Raw genomic sequence first — 1,145 nt, forward strand, 5'->3', positions numbered from 1 at the left:
TTGGCCTGGGCGTGCGGGCCGAGGAGCGGGTGGGCATCGCGGTGGAACGCTCCATCGAGATGGTGGTGGGCATCCTGGCGATCCTGAAGGCCGGCGGCGCCTATGTACCGCTGGACCCGGCCTACCCGGCCGACCGCCTGGCCTACATGGTGGCCGACAGCGGCATCGGGTTGCTGCTGACGCAAAGCCACCTGCAGGTGCCGGGTACCGAGGCGCTGGCCGTGCTGGCGCTGGATACGCTGGACGCCGCGGCCGAGCCGGCCACGGACCCGCAGGTGCCGGTGCATGGTGAGCAGCTGGCCTACGTGATCTACACCTCCGGCTCCACCGGGCGGCCCAAGGGGGCACAACTGTGCCACCGCAACGTGACACGGCTGCTGGAGGCGACCGAGCCGTGGTTCGCGTTCGGACCGCAGGACGTGTGGACGCTGTTCCACTCGTATGCCTTCGACTTCTCGGTATGGGAGATGTTCGGTGCGCTGTGCACCGGCGGGCGCCTGGTGGTGGTGCCGTTCTGGGTCAGCCGCTCGCCGGAGGACTTCCTGCAGCTCCTGCGCACGCAGCGGGTGACGGTGTTGAACCAGACGCCATCGGCTTTCGGCCAGCTGGTCCACACGCCCGGGCTGGCCGGGGTGGAGGACCTGGCGCTGCGCACGGTGATCTTTGGTGGCGAGGCACTGGAGCCGGGCAGCCTGAGGCCCTGGCTGGAGCGGTTCGGGGATGAGCGGCCGCAGTTGGTCAACATGTACGGCATCACGGAAACGACGGTGCACGTGACGCACCGGCGCATCCGGTGGGCGGACCTGGGGCCGCAGCAGCGCAGCCCCGTCGGCGTGGCGATCCCGGACCTGGGGCTGCAGATCCTGGATGCGCAATTGAACCCGGTGCCCATAGGCGTGGCCGGGGAACTGCACGTGGCGGGCGCGGGACTGGCGCGGGGCTACCTGCAGCGTCCGGGACTGACGGCGGAGCGCTTCATCGCCACGGAGGGCGGGGAACGGCTGTACCGCACGGGCGACCTGGTGCGCTGGAGTGGCGAGGGACAGCTGGAGTACCTGGGGCGCATCGACCACCAGGTGAAGGTGCGGGGCTTCCGTATCGAGCTGGGGGAGATCGAGGCGCAGTTGCTGGCGCAACCCGAGGTA

At 70.0% G+C, this 1,145-nt stretch carries 1 protein-coding gene; it reads left to right on the top strand.

Annotation, left to right across the window (positions count from 1 at the left end):
• Positions 1 to 1,145: amino acid adenylation domain-containing protein (locus ALA01S_RS31105; RefSeq protein ID WP_157119448.1), on the top strand; the 1,145-nt coding region annotated here is incomplete at both ends.

This window comes from Azohydromonas lata NBRC 102462, from assembly GCF_001571085.1.
GTDB lineage: Bacteria > Pseudomonadota > Gammaproteobacteria > Burkholderiales > Burkholderiaceae_C > Azohydromonas > Azohydromonas lata.